Genomic DNA, 18186 nt, shown 5'->3' on the forward strand with positions numbered 1-18186 from the left:
TCGGTGTCGCCGTGGATCTCTTCTCGTCGGTCTTGCCCGACTACGCGGAGCTTTTCGCGTTCACGAACTTTTCGTTTCTGCACGGCGCCTCGCATGGCGAAGAACTCGTGTTGCGTGCGTCGCGACTGGGCTACTCGGGCCTCGCGATCACGGACGAGTGTTCGCTCGCGGGCGTCGTGCGCGCCCACGTCCAGGCGAAAGAAGAAAAGCTGCCGCTGATCATCGGCTCCTACTTTCGGCTGGTCCATGCGGACAAGCGCCCGGCGTTCGGCCTCATCCTGCTCGCGCAGAATCGCAACGGCTACGGCAACCTGTCCGAGCTGATCACGCTCGGCCGCATGCGTGCGGCGAAGGGCACTTATATGCTCACACCGCACGATCTCTCGAAGCCCGAGAAGGAGTACGCCCATCTGCGCGGCATGCCGGACTGCCTGGCGATCCTGGTGCCGGATTTTCCCGCGAAGGAAGACGCGCTCTCCGCGCAGGTCGAGTGGCTCAACGAAACCTTTCCTGCACGCGCGTGGGTGGGCCTCGTCCTGCATCAACGCGCGATGGATGATATCCACCGCGGCAGCGTCGAGTACGTCGCCGAACGCCACCGCGTGCCCGTCGTGGCGCTCGGGAACGTCGTGATGCATGTTCGCTCCAGGAAGCCACTGCAAGATACGATGACGGCGATTCGGATTGGCAAGCCAGTCGCCGACTGTGGATATGATCTCGCGCCCAACGCGGAGCAGCACCTCCGTTCTCGCCTGCGCCTCGCCAACCTGTACCCCGCGCACGCGCTCGCCCAGACACTCAACATCCTGGAGCGCTGCACGTTCTCGCTGGATGAACTGCGCTATGAATACCCCGATGAGCTCGTCCCGGATGGCTTCACGCACGAGGCGTATCTGCGGCAGGAGACGTACATCGGCGCGCATAAGCGCTTTCCGGCTGGCATTCCGCACGAGGTCCAGCAGCAAATCGAGCATGAGCTGCAGTTGATCCACGAGATGCGCTACGAGGCCTATTTCCTCACCGTCTATGACATCGTGCGCTTCGCGCGAAGCCAGCACATCCTGTGTCAAGGCCGGGGGTCGGCGGCAAACAGCGCCGTCTGCTATTGCCTGGGCGTGACCGAAGTCGATCCGTCGCGCGGCAACATGCTCTTTGAAAGATTCATTAGCAAGGAGCGCGGCGAGCCGCCCGACATCGATGTCGACTTCGAGCATCAGCGGCGTGAGGAGGTCATCCAGTACATTTATCGAAAGTACGGCCGCGATCGAGCCGCGATTGCGGCCGCCGTCTCGACCTATCGGCCGCGCGGCGCACTGCGTGAGACCGGCAAGGCACTCGGCATCGATCCGCAGATCGTCGACAAGGTCGCCAAGTCGCACCAGTGGTTCGATCATTCGCAGGACCTGTTGCGGCGCTTCGAAGAGTCCGGTCTCGATCCGACCAATCCGCTGATCAGGATGTGGGCGAAGCTGGCCGCGGAGATACTGAATTTTCCGCGCCACCTGTCGCAGCACTCGGGCGGCTTCGTCATCAGTCGCGGCAAGCTTACGCGGCTCGTGCCGGTCGAGAATGCGGCGATGGCGGATCGCAGCGCGATTCAATGGGACAAGGACGACCTCGAAGCGTTGGGCCTCTTGAAAATTGACGTGCTCGCGCTCGGCATGCTGTCGGCGATTCGCCGCACACTCGATATCGTCTCCGAGCAGCGTGGTGAGCAGTTCGAAATGCAGGACATTCCACCTGAGGATCCGGTCACCTACGAGATGATCTCGCAGGCGGATACCATCGGCGTCTTCCAGATCGAATCCCGCGCGCAGATGAGCATGCTGCCGCGTCTACAGCCCCGGACCTTTTACGATCTCGTGATCGAAGTCGCGATCGTGCGGCCGGGGCCGATTCAGGGCGGCGCAGTCCACCCCTACTTGCGACGCCGGCAAGGATTCGAGCCGGTGACGTATCCGAGCGACGCGTTGAAGACGGCGCTCGGCCGCACCCTGGGTGTGCCAATTTTTCAGGAACAGGTCATGCAGGTCGCGATCCTTGCCGCCGGCTTCACCCCGGGCGAGGCGGATCAACTGCGACGCGCAATGGCCGCGTGGAAACGCAAGGGCGGCCTGCAGCAGTACTACGATCGCATTGTCAACGGCATGCGAAAGCGTGGGTACGAACTCGCGTTCGCCGAAGCCATCTTCGAGCAGATCAAGGGCTTCGGCGAGTACGGCTTTCCGGAGAGTCACGCGGCGAGCTTCGCGCTGCTGGTATATGCGAGCAGCTGGCTCAAGTGTCACGAACCGGCCGCCTTCCTTGCGGCGATGCTCAATTCGCAGCCAATGGGCTTTTACTCGCCTTCACAGTTGGTGCAGGACGCGAAGCGCCATGGCGTCGAAGTCGTGCCGATCGATGTCACGATCAGCGGCTGGAACTCGGTGCTTGAGCCACGGAGTGATCGTGCGAAGCCGGTTGTTCGTCTCGGACTGTCGTTGCTTAAAGGCATGCGTGACGGCGCCGCGGAGCGCATCGAGAACGCGCGTGCCGTGAAGCCCTTCGCAAGCGTGAGCGATCTGGCAAGACGAGCACAGCTCGATCGGCGCGATCTTCAGGTGTTGGCAGCGGCGAACGCGTTGCGATCGCTTGCCGGCAACCGTCGCGAAGCACTCTGGCAATCCGTCGCGGCCGTGCCCGATCGTGACATCCTCGCCGAAAGCCGGATCGATGACGAGACGCCTGAGCTCGGCGCGCCGTCTGAGGCTGAGGACATCGTCAGCGACTACAACGCCGCAGGACTGACGCTGGGCCGGCACCCTCTCTCGCTCTTGCGGCCGACGCTCCTCGAACAACGACTGATGCCCGCTTCTACGCTTCGCAGTTATCGAAACGGTCGACTGGCACGGGGTTGTGGGCTCGTCACGGTGCGGCAAAGGCCAGGCACCGCCAAGGGCGTCATGTTCGTGACGCTCGAGGACGAGACAGGAAACGTCAATGTGATCATCTGGCCGTCCCTCCTCGAGAAGCAACGAAAGGAAGCGCTGGGGGCGGCACTGCTTGCCGTGTATGGCACCTGGCAATGTGAAGGCGAGGTCCGCCACCTCGTCGCTCAGCGGCTCGTCGACATGTCGCATCTGCTGGGCGGGCTCACGACCGTGAGCCGCAACTTCTGCTGAGATCCACTCGTCCGAGGTCGAGTCCATTGACCCGGTTCAGCCGCCGGTCATCCGTACCTGTCGAAGATCGATCCGTCGCTTCCGACTACGGCGCTTTGCTTGCCTCCGCTTGCCCGGCGTCTTCTTTGGTACGTCGCGACTTCGTCGCCTTTTTCGGAGCTGCAGCAGGCGCCATCACCTTCTCCTTCGTTTCCGTCTTTGCCTTTGTTTTTGCTTTCGCCTTCGCCTCAGTTTTCGTTTGTGCTGCGGCGTTGGACCTCGTGTCCGGTTTCATGTCAGATTCGGCGCTGGCCTTTATATCGCCCTTCCTATCGGCCTTCGTACTGGTCTTCTTCTGACGCTTCGCCGCCACCTGGCTACTCTTCCCGGCGTTCTCTTCGTCATTCGTCACTGAGCCAATTCCTTGGCGAACATTGTCAGGCGTGGCTTTATCGACCATTGCCGCTCCTCTTCGCTTCGCTGTCTTCGGCTTCGGAGCGTCGGGCGCCGTGGCAGAGTCAATGCTCGCGCTTTCGGGCGCCGAAACACGCTCATGTTCGAGTTGATGCGTCGCCGCGTGCCAATAATGGTCGCCACGTCCTTGCTGGCAACCTTCAGCCTCCCACAATAAATAGGCACGGACACGAATTTCGTCTATAGATAGCGGCGTAGGCATGGGAGCCGTCCCAAAAGTTGAAGTGCAGCAAACATAGCAGTTCCGCTTCCGATGCTCAACGCGCCGCGGTCTTCCCCAGTCGAGCCCACTCGCGCCGCGATAAATGGAATGTTCTTTGCGCTGTTTCGGCAATACACTTCGGAGGAAACTATGATGGCCACGACACCGATCGAGCAAAATCCAAACAGCGAAAAAGTCGGAGGACCGCGTCGATAGGGCGGTCGAGGATACGTTCCCCGCAAGCGACCCTCCGGCGACCGGAGGCACGACGCGGATCGAGACGGACGACGGCGACAAAGCGGACGAGGACGCCAAAAAAAAATCGCCCTAGCCCCGACATTGGCGTTCGAAACGAACTGTGACCGCGCGCGCGGTTGATATCCAACCGTGCACGCGGTGCTGCGGGTGATGACCATCGGCCCCCAGGCACTCATACCGATTGACTCAATTGCCCTCATGGCCTCGCCCCGCGACACCGCCGCGCCTCCTCTCGCTCACTACAGGAAGAAGCGGAACTTCAGCATCACGCGCGAGCCGCCTGCGTCTACCGCAGAAAGTTCCGCCAGCGCACTCCGCTTTGTCGTGCAAAAGCACTGGGCGAGCCGGTTGCATTACGATTTCCGGCTCGAACTCAACGGCGTTCTACTTTCGTGGGCCGTTCCGAAGGGTCCCTGCTACGATCCGAGCAAAAAGCAGATGGCGATCCATGTCGAAGACCACCCTGTGTCTTACGCAGGCTTCGAAGGCACGATTCCGCCGAAGCAATATGGCGCCGGCACGGTCATTGTGTGGGATCACGGAACATGGGAGCCCGTCGGCGATCCCGTGAAAGGCATGGAGGCCGGGAAGCTCGTCTTTCGCCTGCACGGTGAGAAGCTTGCCGGTTTATGGGAGTTGGTGCGCATCTCGAAGCCCGACGACAAGCAGGACCAGTGGATGTTGTTCAAGAAGCGGGACGAGTGGGCCCGCCCCATCGATGAGTACGACGTGATCAAGGCGCTCCCTGATAGCGTCGTTGCCAATCCGTTGGGGCTGCTCGAAGAACGCGAACCGAAGACAACGCCACGCCCCGGCGCCCACGACTTGGCGATCGACCTATCCGCCGCAGTGCGTGTGCCGCTACCGGCGAAACTCGAGCCGCAGCTTGCCACACTCGCGAGTACGCTTCCCAGAGGCGGCGACTGGATTACCGAGGCAAAGTTGGACGGCTATCGCCTGCTGGCTCGTATTGACAAGGGGCGAGTCAAGCTCTTCACGCGAAACGGGCATGACTGGACCGCGAAGTTTCCGGCAATCGCCGCCGCGATCAAGGAACTACCCATCGTGAGCGCCTGGCTCGACGGCGAGATCGTCGTGCTCAAAGACGGGATTCCGAACTTCTCTGCACTTCAAAATGCCATTGATGGGCGAAACAACCAGGACATCGTGTTTTTCCTGTTCGATCTGCTGTACCTGGACGGGGAAGACCTCAGGAAGGTACCGCTGTGGGCGCGCCGAGCTCGACTGGCGACTGTTCTCGAAGCCGCGGGAGAGCAGCTCCTGTTCAGTCAGGATTTTGACGCACCGCCCGCGCAGGTGTTCGAAGCGGCTGCCGGATTAGGACTGGAAGGTCTTGTACTCAAGCGGCGCGATGCACCGTACGAGTCAGGACGGACGGAATCGTGGTTAAAGGCAAAGGCCCGGTTGAGGCAGGAACTGGTCATCTGCGGCATGACCGGACGCGGCGGCAAGTCTGGCGAGGTCGGCAGCCTGTTGCTTGGCTATTACGTGGATGACAAGCTGCATGACGCGGGAAGCGTTGGCACCGGATGGGACTCAAAGACCGCGCGGGATCTCTGGAATCGCCTCATCCCACTGGAGGTCGACTCGGCGCCCTTCGACGTGCTGGTCACCAAGGCGCGGCGATGGTCCAGACGGGCTGCAGGCAGCGAACGGTGGCTCAAACCGACCATGGTCGCGGAAGTCGAGTTCGCCGATTGGACAGGCGACGGTGTCATACGACAGTCGTCTTTCAAGGGTCTGCGCCTTGATAAGCCTGCACGCAGCGTCGTCCGAGAGGGAGGAAAGACACAGCTCCCGGAGCCCTCCCTGCAGCTGAAAATCACTCACCCGGAACGTGTCATTGATGCGTCGGTGAACATTACGAAGGCGGATCTTGTTCGCTACTACGCGAGCGTAGCCGAGTGGATGTTGCCGCACCTCAAGGACCGGCCTGTAGCCCTTGTCCGCGCGCCCGATGGCGTGGCGGGCGAGATGTTCTTTCAAAAACATGCCGAGCGAACTGCGATGCCGGGCCTCACTGCGCACAACCGCGAACTCTGGCCCAACCACCCGCCGTTGTTGACGGTTGATACGGCAGACGCTTTGCTGTCCGCCGCACAAATGAACACGATCGAATTCCATACGTGGAATTCGATCGTCCGTCAGCTCGACAAGCCGGACCGAGTCGTGTTTGACCTTGATCCGGGCGAAGGCGTGAAATGGGTCCATGTTCGGGAGGCGGCCCTTCTCGTTCGCACGCTGCTCACAGAACTCGACCTGAAGGCATGGCTCAAGACAACCGGCGGGAAGGGTCTGCATGTTGTCGTGCCGCTCAGGGCGGAGCTGAATTACGTGAGCGTCAAGTCATTTTCTCAGGCGTTCGTCCGTCACCTTGCGAAGACGATTCCAGAGCGCTTCTCTGCGATATCTGGACCCGCGAACCGTTTGGGCAAGGTCTACGTCGACTACCTGCGCAACGGGAAAGGACAGACGACCGCAGCGGCATTTTCGGCGCGCGCCCGGCCGGGAATGGGCGTTTCAATGCCCATCGCGTGGGAACAACTCGCTGACCTGAAGAGTGGCGCTCAGTGGAGCGTCCAGACGGCGCGCGAATATCTGAGCTTCCAGTCGCGGGACCCCTGGGCGGATTTCTGGTCGACCGGACAATCGTTGTCGTCGGCAATCGAGCGTCTGCCGTGAAGCCCGTCGTCGCCCAGGTCACCTTGTGCTTCGGGCACAGGAGAAGGCGTGTCCTCGCTCAGCACAAGTCTGAAAATAACTCCGGCTGCACCTGCTGGAGAGCGCCGCTCGTCTTGTCGGCGAGAAACCGAAGCAAAAACCCGCGATGGAGAAATTGCGCGCTTCCCGCACCCAACTTCGATGAATTCGATTTGCGAAAAAATCCCGGGGGTTTAGCCCGGGATTCGTGAAAAGGTGTCGCTTGCAGCTAAGCCGCGTCTGCAAAAAGGCTCAGCTGCTGCCGGTCATGACCCAACAGCGCGTCATGCTCCGTATCGCTGATTGCACTCGACACAAGATGCGCGTCCAGCTCAGCCGGCGTCAGGTTCAGTCGTTGTGCGACCCTCGCAAAATACTGCCCGCGCTTGGCCATGTCCTGATAGCGCTGCGCCATGCCGGTCGGCAACTTCACGATCCCTTCGTTCAGCCAGAACCGCGCTGATTCGATGGCGTCGCGATGCTGGGTATCGAGCATGAACGCGGTGCCATACGTGCACGTGACGAAGAGGCAGGCCTCTTGCGCATCGACCTCGAACTGCGAGGCTTCCTCGAAATACACCGTCTGTTCGCCGCCGGTGGTCCTGGCATAGCGCCCAGGTCGATCCGGATGTCGATACGGATTCCATCGCTCCGCGTCGTGATCGCGTAGGCCTTCGACCGGCGCATCGCGGTCGTACTGTCCGACCGGATACCAGCCGTGCAGCACGATATCCGCCTTCGGCAGCGCTTCCAGCTTCGGAACCGGATAACGCCGACCCAATACATTGACATCGTGCCAGACCGCGAGCGCGGGAAACGCGTGAGGCGCGTAGTGATGCATCGACAGGAAAAAATCGATGGCGACCAGCTGCTGCGGTGTCACGAACTCGAACTGCGGCTCGCACAACGCCCTGTTCTCTTCCGTGTCCGGGATACATCCCATCGCCAGATCGCCAGAGTGCGCTTCGGCACGATCGCGCTCAGACGCATCGATACTCAACAACAGTTTGAGCATTTCGATGCGGGATCCCCACGCATAAGTATCCGCCTGGATTCGGGTGTAGCCCGCATCACTTAGCGAGCGCCCCACCAACTCACGGCGCGACAGATCCCACTGAATGGCCAATAGATAGTTGCGGAAGTCATTGAGCGGTCGCAGATGCGCGTACTGAGCATCCTCTATCATGGCTTCCAGCGACTTGTCACGCTCACCGGCGACACAACAAAATGCACACCCGAACCGGCTTCCGCACGCGGCGCGCGCACCAGATTCGCCCGCAATTACGCCGCATGTACCACCATTGCCGGCTCGATAGATCTCCGACAACTGCAGGATAGTTGCGGGCACCAACGGCGAAGCGAAGGGGAGATCGTGCGGATCAGCCAAAAGCGCCAGCATGGTCCACACCGTGTCCGTATCCCACTCGGCCAGCGGGCTAAGTGTGAGCGCGCCGGCCTTGTTGCGGACAGCGTGTTCCGCGCTTTCCTGTCGCTCCAACATCGCCGCACCGCGCGAGGCGCTTTCCAGCCGTCTCGTGCCAAGCACAGTGATCACCTCGCGTGCCCCGTCACTTGCGGCTTGACGCTCGAGCAACACACGCAGACGGCCTCCCGGCTTCACTTTCCAGCTGTCCGCGCACGCCCGCATCCGTCTACCGTCCCGAACGCCATTTTCCGGCGTTCTAACGAGCGTGCCGCGACCGATGGTCGAGACCACGAACTGACTGGCCAACGAAGGGCGCGTCACGTGGATTTGCACGGGCAGTGCCGACCCTTCGATGTATAACTGCAACTCTTCCAGCACGGCGTGCAGGAAATTCGCAATGCTCGGGTTCTCGATTGTCGTGTCTGCGCTTTGCACAAAATGCTGGCCAGCACGGCCACGCGCACGACGGATCGCTTCGAGCATCAGCACTAACGTGCAGGTCGAATCCTTCCCACCCGAATAGGCGCAGCTCAGGCTGTATCCCTGCTCGACGTAGCGCTGCATCACGCCGATCGCCGCTTCCACCTTCAACAAGACTTCATGTTCCATTTTTCGCTCCAAGAGAGTAGGAGCGCCCTTTCGGGAAGCTCCCGAAAGGGTTAAAGGAAAACTCAAATCACAATGTCTGCGGTCGCGTGCTGGGCCTCCTCGAGCCCCTCATGCGCCGCGGCAAACAAATCGCCCTGCCGTGTTGCGCGATCAAGGCGCGGCAGCGTCTTCGCGTAGCGGCTCACGCTCGTGCCATCGAAGCTATTGGCGCCCGCGGCCGCGCAGATGCGGATGCGCCGAACCGAATTCACGCGGCCCACATGCAGGTAACAGTGCCGGCGCCGTGCAAGCGAGCCCCACACATGCGCGGTCTGCTCTTTCCATTCCGTCGAGCCGCCGACAAAGATGCCGACAGCCGGAGACAGGAACGATGCGACGTCGTCTACCTGCATGTCGTTCTGAACCGCGATCAACATGCGACAGGGCATGCCGCGAAGCCGCTCCAGCCACTTCAGCGAATAGTCCAGCGACGCCATCCCGCCCATGACGATGTCAGGGAGAACGAGCCAGTCAGCCCGCTCGCCCAGACGATCGACCGCAACCGCGAAGGCTCGCTCATCGAAAGCCTGTCCCTGCTGAAACGCGGTCCACGCACCGTTGTCCAGTGCGTAACGCAGCTTCGGTTCGCAATTCGCCTTTGGCCGATACCAACAGCCGCCAATCAGCGCCCTGTAACGCGGCGAGATTACGTCGCGTGCCGGTTCGACTGGCATATCCGACGATCGGCGGCCGATGCATCGCAATGCGCTCCTCGACTTCCGGATCATCGTCAGCCGACCCGTCGACGCCGTAGTACTCCGCGTATGCAATGAAGCTCTGGGCGAAGCCGAGCCGCTCTCCGCTCGCGTACTGCTCGAGCCAGGGCGGCGTCATCGCTGCGCCCCTTTTGCCGGCTGCACTCTGCCGCCGACGATCACGAACACCTGCGTTTCGATGTTCAGCACCCACGGCCGAACCTCGTGCTCGCAGGCAGGCGAGCCTGCGATGTAGTCCATCGCCGCTTCCAGGTTGGGAAACCGCTCGGGTGCTGCGCCGAGCTTTGCCGCTTCAAACATATCGATGCTCCACATGGATTACGCGGAGCGACCCCGGCGGGGTCGCTTGCCCGCAGGGGTAGATAGAAAGTGGGGAAATTACGTGACGCTCAACTACCGAAAGCTTCGGTCACGTCGACGTGTTTCCACCAGCGACCGCCCGATGGCAAGTCTCTGACGAACGACAACGACGCCGCTTCTTCGCGCGTCAGCTCGACCAACGTGCCTTTCAGGATCGCCATCTGCAAATAGACCAGGTGCGCAAGGGCCACAGGTCCGTGCTCCTCGCCGATGGCAGTCAACGTTTCCACGGCGTCAAGCAGCTCAGCGTGAAATTGCTTCGCATCAGCCGCAAGATGAAGCGCCCGATCCGCATCGCCAATCGCCGCCAACACGGCGCCGCACTGTGCTTGCATATCTTCGGGTCCAAATTGCGCAGATTGGATCCAGCTACGGATGAGAAGGTCGTTGAGGACATCGTCTGCAAAATCGGTGCATGAGTAGGCCATGTGAGGCTCCAGGAAAAAAGGATGGTGGATGCCAGCGTCAAATCCGACGCAGGCGACCGTTATCGAAAGCAGAAGCGCGACGCGTAACTGGCGTGTGCGGGTGCTGCGGCGACTGGGTGGCAGCGGGTGACACCTGTTGCGCGGGTGGTTGCTCCGCCGTGTTGCGGTGCGAGCCGCACTGTGCACAGGACGAACTGCCGGCTGCCGCGATGAGCAGCATGAGAAGGTTTGCCATAGAGCGACGGCGCCAAGCGGTACCCTGTGGCGCGAAGAAAGTTGAAACGACGGGAAGCGCCCTTGTGGGGCGGCTCCCCACAAGGGTTAAAGAGAACTCAGGTGGCAAGCGCCTGAACGTCGATGACCGCGTCGGCCTCCGCGACCAACTCAGGCGTCTGCGAGATGAAAAACTCTCGCTGATACCCGCCCTGTCGAAGGACTTCGCGTTTCATGCTCATGAACTGCACTTTGCGCTGCGGATCCAGCGGCCCGTCCGACTCGTCACTGAACAAGGTCTGATACGGTTGACCGGTGTTCTGTGCGAGATACAGCGCAATGCCGCGCGTGAGACACTCGTTGATCCAGACCTTCTGTCCGCCCGACATCACCGATACCGACTTGCTGCTGTCGGCCTCAGCGTCGTGGACGAGGATCTCGAAGCCTTCACGCAACTCACCACTGGCAAGAGCACGTTGCGTACGAATCTCGACGGTGAAGCGCATGCCGTAGCAAGCGAGCAAAAGCTCGTTGACGGTATGGGTGAGCGCCGGGCCCGCGTCATCGATGGTGAGTGCGATCACACCATCGTTGCCCAGTCCCTTGGCGAGCAGCTTCCAACGGGCGATTTCATCGGACAGACGGTCCGCGCGAGACTGCGTCGCGGAAAACTTCTCCAATTCAATCGCCAACGCTTCGCATTCGGCTTGGAGCACGCTCTGCGAACGGATCAGTGCTTCGATCCGTCCATTGAGCGCCGCCACGGCTTCCCGATTGAACGCGAGGTCCCGATCCAGCTTCGCGATCGCCGTCGTCACATCCACGGCTGCAAGTCGCGTCATCTCATCGGCAATGCGAGCCACTTCAGCGGTCATGCGCGCCTTTTCAGACTCGTACCGGGCTACTCTCGCTGTGCCCTCTTCGGCGATCGAACGAGACTCCGCTTGCGCGGTTTCCAGCCCTAAGGCAGCAGAGTCGAGAAGCGGCTTGCTCGCAGCGAGTTCCGTCGCCGCCTGCAGCGCGCGGCGAAGCTTCGCGACATCATCCCTCACACTCAACATCTCCACACGCTTTGCCGCCAGTTCAGCCGGAACCGCCGTCAATGCTTCGGCTTGTGCCTTTTTCTCGCGGTACTTTGCGCGAAGATCGGCCACCGAAACCCGCTGCGCTACCGCCTGTGTCTTGGCCTGCAGCGCTTGTGTAAGCAGAGGACATTGAGCATGCATCGCGTGTCCAACGCACGGAACCTGCTCGACGACGGCCGCCTGCTTACTGAGCGTATCGAAATGCGCGGCCTTCGTCGTACCCTCGCTCATCAAGCTCGAGATCGAGACGCCCAACGCACTGAGGGTTGCGTGCTTCACCTCAAGATCGGCTATCGCACGCTGCAGCGGCCCGAACTTCGCCTCTTCACGCGCGATGGAAAGCTCCGCCTCTTCGCGCTTCGCGGCTGCGCCCAGGATGGCCTCCCGACGCGCGAGCGTCGCCTGATGTGTGGCGATGGTTCGATTAAGCAGCGTGACGCGTTGCTGGCTTCGAGCATGTGCTGCTTGCTCGTCGTCGGCAGCGCTTCTCAACGACCTCGTCAGCTCCTCTCGACGCACGCCCAACTCACGCAGGCGCGCTTCGACCGAGGCCGACTCCGCCTGTTTCGCTGCGAGCGTAGCCCGCTCCTGAGTCAGCTTGCCCGATTGCTCGAGCGCGGCTTCACGCTGCTCGCGAGCCGTACGCAAGGCGGCACCCTGCGCGACAGTGGATTGCTCCGTCTCGGCTTTGCGCTGCCGCTTACCGGCGAGGGCGAGAAGCTCCGACTGAATATCATCGAGCGACTTGCCGAGCACCTTCACGACATCGCCTGCTTTGGCCGACAACGCCTTCAGATGGTCGATGCCGAGCAACTCAGCCAGAAGCGTCTTGATCTCGCCGGCGCCATAGGATGCGAGCGGCCGGCGATTCTGCGCCGAGAACACGCTGGTGAAGAACGTTTCGAGCGAACCGTTGATCGCCTCGACGCAGCGGTTGTACGACTCCGCCTTGCCGTCCGACACGGTGCCATCGGGCAGCGACACCGGTCGCCACGTGCCGTCGACGCCGCGATAGACCAGGTAGTACTCCGCCTTGCCCGTCTTGCCAGGCTTGCGGAACGTGAACGAGGACCGATAGAGAATCCCATCGTGTTCCCATTCAAGCTCCTTCAGCGCGCTGGTGCCACAGATATGATCCCAGTACGAAAAAGCGTCGACCGAGAGCTTCGAGGCGCGCGACGGCATGATCGGATACGGATGCAAGTTGTCCATGAGCGTCGTCTTGCCCGCCCCATTCGGGCCGGTCAACGCGATCAGTCCATCCGGCAGCGACTCCAGATCGAGCGTCACGCTCTCGCGCTTCATGCCATCTCGAACGCCAACGAACCCTTCGAGCGTGAGTTTCAGAGGCCGCATGACGCACCCTCCACGACCGCTGCCATCTGCGCATAGAACGCATCGTCATCCTCGTTGGGAAACGACGCGTTCAGATCCGCTGCGACAACCGCGCGCTGCGGGGCACATATCGGGGCACACAGCGTCCCAGCGAGCGCGGCCGACACATGGTCGCACGCTCTACTGAACTCGCGTCGCGCGTTCGTCAGCAGCTCCGACCAGCCGCTGTAGCCGCTAAGGCCGTGAATTTCCGCAGCCGACCATTGACTCGCATACCCCTCCTGATAGGACCAGAGGAGATGCTGCATCTGCACGGACGGCGTGATCGCGATTTCGGTCGCACCGGGTGTGGTGGCCAGCAACAGCAAGGTCTGCCCGAGTTGAGCCAGGACCGCGCCGCGATCGTGGCCGAACGGCTGATGCTGGATCGCAGGGGTGAAACCTGCGAAATCCACCAGCGACTTTTGGATATCGCGCGCGGCGTTATTCGCGAGCGAGAACGAGCGGACCCATTCGGGACCCGCGGGGTAAAGACCAAACATGATGCACTCCGTTTGGAAAAGGCGGAGTGCGTCCCCAGTGGGGATCGCGCCCCGCCAAGGTGAAGAAACAATTGAACGGCCAGAGAAAGGTGCTGCAACAACGAGTCGATGCGTCGACGACGCGGTGAACCTCTGTTTCGATAGCGACGAGCAGGACTCGAGCTATCGGAACACGGCTACGGTGTCCGAGACAAAGGAGCCATACGGGCCTCCCTTGCCAACGCGCGGCAACCTATGCCGCGAACAAATCATCATCGACCCACGACAGCTGCGCTGACGAGGTCGATGCAGATACCGGCTCGACGATCTCGATCGTCACATCGGGCATCGGCATCTCGATCTCAGCGGCTGTGCATTGCGCCAATCCGTCCGGTACGACATCGGGCGACTGTTCGGCTGCAACGTCATACTCGATCAGACCGGCCAACACGCGCGCAGCGATCGCCTCGGCATCGCCCGTTTCGAGAAGCTGAAAGCGATCGAGCAGCGGACCTGCGGACACGTCCGTAAGCGCGCACCAGCGCTCGATCTTGCGATCGATCGTGGCCTCCAGGCTGATGCCTTGCGCGCGCGAACGCACGACCGGCAGGATGCGGGCCTCGACCTTCAGCTCGGCCGCGTTCCCGAACAGCGCGACAATCGCATCGCGATCGACGCTTTGACGGTGTTCTTCGTCCACTTGCCAACGAATGCGCACGAACTTGTCGGTCGCATCCAGCGCGATCTCGGCGAGCCGTTGCATGTCCGGCGGGCCATCGAAGTCGATACAGAGCGTCTGCCGAGCGGGCGTCACGATGAGTTCCGCTTGCGCGGCGCCCACCTTCACGTCCCACATCAGAAAACCCTTGTCACCCTCTTCGTCGTAGTGAAAGCGCCCGATCGATCCCGGGTACGCCACCACTCTGCCTGCTCGCTCCCACTTCTGAGACTTGTGGATGTGTCCGAGCATGAACGCGTCGCATTCGGCCTCGAACAGACCCCCGAGCGAGAACTCGTGATCGAAGCCCGCCATCGTCACGCCGTGCTCGGTCGTGCAGCCGTTGACCGTGCCATGCGATACGCCGACCGTGCGAATGCCCTTCGCGCGAAGCTGCTGGTTGATGCGGCCGGCCGATCTGAGGTAGTCGGCGAGCACGGCCTCCAGTCCCGTCGCCGCTTCCTTCGCGCCGACCGCGGCCGCCAGTTGCCCCTTGTTGATCGTGGGCAGACAGGTGAAGACCACGTCGGCGCCGATCGCCAGCACTTCGCGAAGCTCCTCTTCGGAAAACACCGGGCCGCTCGATGCATAGAACCGGCCTTCGTGAAGACTCACTTGTTGCACGCGTTCGGCGACATAGATTTGATGCGTGGTAGCCATCAGCTCGAAGTTGCGAAGCGTGCCCGGTGGCTCGTGCGAGAACGTGCCCTGCAACATCAACACCGGCATGCTGCCGCTCAGGCCGTTGATGCGTCGCGCGAGGCGGTGCAAGGACGGCGCGTGCGCATCGAGACGATGATCGGTCGCGTCGCCCGAAATCACAGCAACATCAGCACCTGCAAGTACGGCATGATCCGTTGCAAAGCCGAAGCATCGATCCGCCTCCTCGAGATTGCCCGGCGCATAATGCAGATCGGAAAAATGTGCGATTTTCATCTCGCCTCCAAAAGAAAAGAGCCGCCCCGTTTCCGGAAGGCAGCTCAGTTAGTTCCAACGCCAGGAAGCGGCGTGGTTTGCTCAAAAAACGGTGATGATCCCGTCACCTTCACCCCCTTTCGATCTGCAATCGAGCGGGTTCGGGTCCGATATAGGAAGTGCCCTTGCATCCCTGGCATTCAACGACGATGCGCATCGTGCGATCTGCGGTATAGACCTTGAAAATGTCTGCACCGCATCCGCCGCAATGCATCTGCTTCTGATCAGTCAACATAGGTGTAGTACGTCATTTAGGCAGTTGAACAGACAGCGTGTCACGAACTTTCATCAGCGCCAGGCCGAGAAGGTTCTGGCCTCGCCACTTTGATTTGTCAGTGATGTCCGGATGGCGCTCGCTCAGGCCCACGCCCCAGATGAGATCGTAGGGGCTGGCTTCGACCAACTCGGTTGGAGCCGTCGCGAGCAACAACGCGCGCAAGCCGGGATGCTGCGCGAACTTCTCGCGGCACCCGACATAGACGATCGATTCGCGTTTCGCCTTCCATGTTTCGAGGTCGAAACCTTTGACCTTACGGCCCAGGGCTTTTTGCTCCTTCGGAAGGTGCGTTTCGAGCACCGCTTGCGCGATCGCCTCGTCACCGAAGAGCTTGGCCTTCGAGAACATCATGAATTGCTCCCCGCATGTGAAATCCACACCGCGATAGGAGAAACGGCACGGATGCCAGTTGCTAAACGCATCCTCCGCGCCGAAAAACAGCGTGAAGTTGCCGACTCGACGCATCGGGGACTCCTTTGCGTGAACAGGTAGATGGGCCGCCGTAGCGGGCGAATTCGATGCGCATAGCGGGCGCGGTCGAAAACATTTGAGCAAGCGGTTCTTGCTGAAATGCTCTCATGCGCGAGCGGAGAAGAAAAAAGAGCAGCCAGCCCCCGTGAAGGAGACTGGCCAAGGTTAGACGTAGGCAGCTTGCGCAACCGCGTCCTGAATTTCCGCGTCGAGCGAGGCTGGATCGTCGAGCGCGGTTTTGAGGCGCGCATTCATCGCATCCACATCGGCGACGCGTTCGATCCAGCCGCGCCCGTACGTCAGATGCGCGTATTTGCGAAAGTGGTTCTGCCGCTCCGGCTGACTCAAGCCCAAACGGTGCAGCAGATCGGACATCTTGTGACGCTTGTCCTCCAGCGTCTCGTTGGGGTCGGGACGGTCCACTTCGTCACCCTTGTCATCCTCGTCGACGCGGGATGACGTGCCCTCACCCGTGGATTGCCCGTCGGGTTGAAGCGCCGGCTCGGTCATCGACTCTACCGTTCCGTCAGACTGGATGAGCGCCACGGCACGATTTGCGCTTTCCAGTGCCGGTTGCGGCTCTTCCGCACCGTCGAGCAGCGCACCCAGGTCGATGTCGGCATCCAGCACCGACAACATCTGTTTTTGACGAACCGGTTGCCCGTTATCGTCGATTCGCGTGATGTCGAATTCCTTCTTCGAGAGCCAGAAGCGCGTGCCGGTGAGACGGCCGCGTGCCAGCGACACGGTTTGCATCGCCGAGTACGCTTTCTGCAGCACGTAGATGGAATTGGTCGGCAGCTCGATCAGACCGAGCCCTTTGACATCAGGAATCGCGAACACGAAGTTCGCCGTGAGGTTGCACTTTCGGTCCTGATACTGCGGACAGACGTGCGGATCGCAAACGCCATCGGGAATGTCGTCGTCCTGCCGATGCACGACGAGTCGACCACCGAAGGAGCGGCGAGCACGTTGGGCGCGGGAATTCCGTTCGACCGGCGCGTACATCTTGCAGTAGCGCTTGCCGTCGCGGTCGTACTCGGAGAAGTACTGCCGCCCCGCTGTCGTGTAGGCCGCCATCTGATTCGGCACATTGCGCAGCCAGTCGTCGAACGCGAACATGACCGGGAATCGGTAGAGTTTGATGCCCTGGCCGCGATCCTCGCCATACAGCCTCAGGATTTCGTCCGCGGTGTCGGGATTCGAGAAGTCCGATCGTCTGCAGACGAAGTAGTCGACGTTCTTGGGTACGAGCGCATTGCGAAGCTTCAACGACGTCTCCAGCACCTTGCTGATTGCCTCGAACGACTCGCCCGCGGCCACCATGTCGGCGTAGAGCTTGACGGCCTTGTCGTTGGCCTGATGGGCGCGAGTAAGCACCTTGATACCGGGTCGAATCTTGCCGATCGTGGGCGGCCGGATGGCGCGTTCTTCAACGAGACTGCGCGGCGCGTGATCGAACATCTGAACAACAGCGTTCATGAGGGTTTCCTTGCGAGAAAGAAGATGGCGTTGGTCCGCAGCGTGTCGGCCTGAGATTGCATCTCCCGGGCTGCCGCACTGCCGCGACGTTCGCTCACGTGGTGAATAAAGACGGAGCGCTCGGCGTCGCTGAACATCGCGACTCGGGCCACTTCGCAGCGCGCGCGCCAAACAGAGGACGTGGTATCCGCTTGCTCGCGCTCGTGATCGATCTGATGCTTGATGGCCTCGGCGATACGCTGATTGAGGCGGTCGGGCAACAACATGAACGGCACCTCCGTTGAGAAAGGTCCGTTTGGTCCCTTTGCAGGACGCGACGGACGAAAAAAAAAGCCCGCTCCGGTAACGGAGCGAGCTTCGGGAGATCGATAGAGAGGACAGACCTACGCGCCACGTCCCTTCCGGGGACGTGGCGTGCAGGGAGCGGCCGGCAAAGCCGGTGTCGCTCAGCTCAGAGAACGTAAAGTCGTTCTCGCGCGGCATGGTCACGCCGCGCAACAGCCCTTTTCGGAATTGCTTCCGCCGCAGGATTCACGGATCAGCCAACTCGATCGTTCTACCCAGATCAGGCTCTGGAGAGAGAACACCCGAAAACCCGGGTTCGAACGATGTACCGGCGCAAATGAATGCAGGCCAAGGTACGAGTATCACGGCTGAAATTGGGGAGTGGGTAGCGAGCGCACTCAGCACAAGGAAGATGTCCACACCGGTAGCTATCCGATCGGAGCATGCCAGA

At 61.2% G+C, this 18186-nt stretch carries 13 protein-coding genes and 1 pseudogene; 2 read left to right on the plus strand and 12 right to left on the minus strand.

Features of this window, described 5'->3' with window-relative positions; genetic code table 11:
• Positions 1 to 11 precede the first annotated feature (11 nt).
• Positions 12 to 3161 (plus strand): error-prone DNA polymerase, encoded by a 3150-nt coding sequence (locus U4Y90_RS11890; protein ID WP_321794762.1) that lies wholly within the window; start codon positions 12 to 14, stop codon positions 3159 to 3161.
• Between the two features lie 85 nt (positions 3162 to 3246).
• Here the strand turns inward: U4Y90_RS11890 and U4Y90_RS11895 are convergent, their stop codons facing one another.
• Both U4Y90_RS11895 and U4Y90_RS36105 read right to left on the minus strand, forming a co-directional pair.
• Complete coding sequence (locus tag U4Y90_RS11895) at positions 3247 to 3600, minus strand: hypothetical protein (protein WP_321794763.1); 354 nt, start codon at positions 3598 to 3600, stop codon at positions 3247 to 3249.
• Between the two features lie 108 nt (positions 3601 to 3708).
• Positions 3709 to 3816 (minus strand): annotated as a pseudogene (locus U4Y90_RS36105) (DUF2934 domain-containing protein); the annotation flags it as partial.
• A 456-nt stretch (positions 3817 to 4272) separates the two neighbouring features.
• Here U4Y90_RS36105 and ligD point away from each other — a divergent pair.
• Positions 4273 to 6777, plus strand: coding sequence for a DNA ligase D (ligD, locus tag U4Y90_RS11900; protein WP_321794812.1), 2505 nt, complete (start codon positions 4273 to 4275; stop codon positions 6775 to 6777).
• Positions 6778 to 7024: 247 nt separating this feature from the next.
• Here ligD and U4Y90_RS11905 read toward each other — a convergent pair whose 3' ends face one another.
• The 10 genes from U4Y90_RS11905 to U4Y90_RS11950 all read right to left on the minus strand — a co-directional run bounded on the left by U4Y90_RS11905 (position 7025) and on the right by U4Y90_RS11950 (position 17713).
• The gene (locus U4Y90_RS11905) at positions 7025 to 8830 is read right to left on the minus strand and encodes a phosphoadenosine phosphosulfate reductase family protein (RefSeq protein ID WP_321794764.1); all 1806 of its coding nucleotides are present in this window, start codon (positions 8828 to 8830) and stop codon (positions 7025 to 7027) included.
• Positions 8831 to 8892: 62 nt separating this feature from the next.
• Positions 8893 to 9543 (minus strand): hypothetical protein, encoded by a 651-nt coding sequence (locus tag U4Y90_RS11910; RefSeq protein ID WP_321794765.1) that lies wholly within the window; start codon positions 9541 to 9543, stop codon positions 8893 to 8895.
• Positions 9544 to 9699: 156 nt separating this feature from the next.
• Positions 9700 to 9900 carry a hypothetical protein gene (locus U4Y90_RS11915; RefSeq protein ID WP_321794766.1) on the minus strand — a complete coding sequence of 67 codons (201 nt, stop codon included), beginning with the start codon at positions 9898 to 9900 and terminating at the stop codon, positions 9700 to 9702.
• 74 nt (positions 9901 to 9974) lie between these two features.
• A complete protein-coding gene (locus U4Y90_RS11920) occupies positions 9975 to 10373 on the minus strand; it encodes a hypothetical protein (RefSeq protein WP_321794767.1) in 399 nt (132 codons plus the stop codon).
• 332 nt (positions 10374 to 10705) lie between these two features.
• Positions 10706 to 13027, minus strand: coding sequence for an SMC family ATPase (locus U4Y90_RS11925; protein WP_321794768.1), 2322 nt, complete (start codon positions 13025 to 13027; stop codon positions 10706 to 10708).
• Positions 13015 to 13548 (minus strand): hypothetical protein, encoded by a 534-nt coding sequence (locus U4Y90_RS11930; RefSeq protein ID WP_321794769.1) that lies wholly within the window; start codon positions 13546 to 13548, stop codon positions 13015 to 13017. The genes U4Y90_RS11925 and U4Y90_RS11930 overlap by 13 nt, the downstream gene beginning before the upstream one ends.
• Before the next feature lie 232 nt (positions 13549 to 13780).
• On the minus strand, positions 13781 to 15181 hold the full coding sequence (locus U4Y90_RS11935) for a metallophosphatase family protein (protein WP_321794770.1): 1401 nt from the start codon (positions 15179 to 15181) through the stop codon (positions 13781 to 13783).
• Positions 15182 to 15467: 286 nt separating this feature from the next.
• Positions 15468 to 15962: an NADAR family protein gene (locus U4Y90_RS11940; RefSeq protein ID WP_321794771.1), complete on the minus strand. Its 495-nt coding sequence runs from the start codon at positions 15960 to 15962 to the stop codon at positions 15468 to 15470.
• Between the two features lie 171 nt (positions 15963 to 16133).
• Complete coding sequence (locus tag U4Y90_RS11945; protein ID WP_321794772.1) at positions 16134 to 17450, minus strand: hypothetical protein; 1317 nt, start codon at positions 17448 to 17450, stop codon at positions 16134 to 16136.
• Complete coding sequence (locus U4Y90_RS11950) at positions 17447 to 17713, minus strand: hypothetical protein (protein ID WP_321794813.1); 267 nt, start codon at positions 17711 to 17713, stop codon at positions 17447 to 17449. Before U4Y90_RS11950 ends, U4Y90_RS11945 begins: the two co-directional genes overlap by 4 nt.
• Positions 17714 to 18186: the final 473 nt, after the last annotated feature.

The sequence above is a fragment of the Caballeronia sp. J97 genome, from assembly GCF_905220305.1.
GTDB lineage: Bacteria > Pseudomonadota > Gammaproteobacteria > Burkholderiales > Burkholderiaceae > Caballeronia.